Source organism: Paenibacillus agricola, assembly GCF_011440305.1.
GTDB classification, from domain to species: Bacteria; Bacillota; Bacilli; order Paenibacillales; family NBRC-103111; genus Paenibacillus_S; species Paenibacillus_S agricola.
This window is the reverse complement of sequence record NZ_JAAOIW010000062.1, coordinates 1-2,110: the sequence shown is the minus strand read 5'-3', so window position 1 is coordinate 2,110 and position 2,110 is coordinate 1. Positions and strand designations below refer to the sequence as shown.

The 2,110-nt window shown below is 36.7% G+C and carries 2 protein-coding genes and 1 pseudogene; 1 reads left to right on the top strand and 2 read right to left on the bottom strand.

The window, feature by feature from the left end:
• Positions 1 to 696 precede the first annotated feature (696 nt).
• Positions 697 to 1,068, top strand: a pseudogene (locus G9U52_RS38995) (DUF3231 family protein); the annotation flags it as partial.
• 371 nt (positions 1,069 to 1,439) lie between these two features.
• Here G9U52_RS38995 and G9U52_RS42045 read toward each other — a convergent pair.
• Both G9U52_RS42045 and G9U52_RS38985 read right to left on the bottom strand, forming a co-directional pair.
• Entirely contained in the window at positions 1,440 to 1,706 is a 267-nt protein-coding gene (locus G9U52_RS42045) for a type II toxin-antitoxin system RelE family toxin (RefSeq protein WP_166158849.1), read from the bottom strand.
• Positions 1,690 to 1,926 carry a hypothetical protein gene (locus G9U52_RS38985; RefSeq protein WP_166158847.1) on the bottom strand — a complete coding sequence of 79 codons (237 nt, stop codon included), beginning with the start codon at positions 1,924 to 1,926 and terminating at the stop codon, positions 1,690 to 1,692. The genes G9U52_RS42045 and G9U52_RS38985 overlap by 17 nt, the downstream gene beginning before the upstream one ends.
• Between the last annotated feature and the right edge of the window lie 184 nt (positions 1,927 to 2,110).

The following is a 2,110-nucleotide window of genomic DNA, read 5'->3' as shown; positions in this document are numbered from 1 at the left end:
CCTGAGCCAGGATCAAACTCTCCATTAAGGTAGAACTTGAGTTGCCTCATTCTTTACATCTGGCGAGAACTTGCATTCTCTATTTTTACTCACTCGTTGATTCAGTTTTCAAAGGACAATGATGTTTTTTTAACCAGCCTGTTTAAAGACCGGACGATTAATATATCATGTTTCGGTATTGCATTGCAAGTGCAAATTTTTCCATACTTGCAATTGGCCTACGAACCTAGCATTCAATTCTATTATATCCGGCTACAATAATGATGACCGGGTTAACAATTTACCATGATAACTATAACATTACAAGTGCAATTGTTTTCCATTCTTGAAACCAAGCCCAGAAATTCCATTCAACTCATGTCCGGCACCAGTCATGGCGACCGGGTTATGTCATTTATTATGTTTACTAACGAGTCCGGAGGTTTTCCATTCTTGAGACTCTATTCCGAACTTAGTTTCTGTCGAATAATCTTGAATTAAGACCCGCAGGGATAAGTGAAAGATTGGGAGTGAACTTGTTGCTGCAGATCTTTTCTGCGATAAGCCATTTGCACAAAAAACTTTTTGAGATCTATCGTTTTCCTCTGAATAAGTTAAACATTCAACGTCATGCAAATCGAGATACATAATAAAATATTCGCTACATTAACTTTGTACAGCTGGATACAATAATCCAGTCCAAAATAAAAAAATACCAAAGGCGCCGTATCCTGCTACCAAGCATTCTTAAACCACTCCGGCGACAAAGACCTAAAAAAAGTACTGGACGATCTTATTGATCAGGCAAAGCTCGAGATTAAAGAATACGATGCATTGCTCATGGTCAACAGAATTGCACCCGCACCAATGATGCCTGAAAGACCACCTGTAAAACTCGAAGACATCCCTATCGTCGCAAGATTTGCTTACCCTGAAATAGCAGCGAAAATTGGACTTGATGCTTCTTTAGAGGCGGTTGCTTGTAGCCAAGTTATGAGCCAATCAGTTAGAAAGGATATTGGCACTTTATTTGTTAAATATCATACTATTAAAACAACAATAGGCGTTAAAATACTCAAAATGAGCTAAGAAAAGGGATGCCTCATCCCTCCCCCACTTCAATTAAAAAGCTGAGACTGTTAACACTTAATTAAAATTTAAATCCTACCCATGGGTGGGATTTTTTTATTATTAGCCCTTTTCATGGAATCCCCTTATTGTTGAACCAATCCAATGGGCAGTATGTTCCGCAGTGCATCGAGATTCCTGTTTAATGGCTTCATGCTTGACTTCTGACCTGCAAAAGCGGATCCGGCCAGACAAAGCACGCTGACTAATCGTCGCGACCAGTCCTTACGATCCTTTACGGTAGTGTGGGTTCGTAAGATACAACAACGTTAGACGCAATTACTCGCCCATATATAGACCTAAAAAAATGAGCTACTCTTTCGAGTAGCCATTTAAAACTTATATACATCACCACGAGAACCTATTGTAACAACGAATATTATAAGTACATTATCTTCAATCGTATACAAAATTCTATAAGATCCAACTCGTAAACGAAATAAGCTTAAATAACCCTGAAGTTTTTTAATGTCTAATTCGGGATTTCTAGGATTTTCAGATAGTATCTTCAAGTGATCAAGAATTCTATTTCTTGTTGGCCTATCTAACTTAGAGAGATACTTTCTAGAATCACTACTAAGATCAATTTCGTAGTTCATCTTCAATGTCCTTTAGGTTGATAGTAAGACCGTTTTTAAATTCCAATCTAGCCTTTTCAATAGCTTTAATGTCATTATCTGTTAGCGGCTCATCATCATAAGGTATATTTGAATCTAATGGATGACTTATAAGCCGATAAATTAAATCAGCGACTAAAGGAACATCTTTATCAGATAATTTTTCAACCAAATCGGATAGTTCTTTTTTAGATACAGCCATTTATTAATAACCCCTTTCCATACGAATTTAACCAATACAATAAATTTATATACATAAATCACTAGCGTTGCATTAATTTTCTCTGAATCTTCATAATTTTCCGACTTTCTATCGTTCAGGCATAAAAAAATCCTTTACAATGAAATGGTCAGGTAGCACCTGTCCATAATCCATCGAAAAGGAT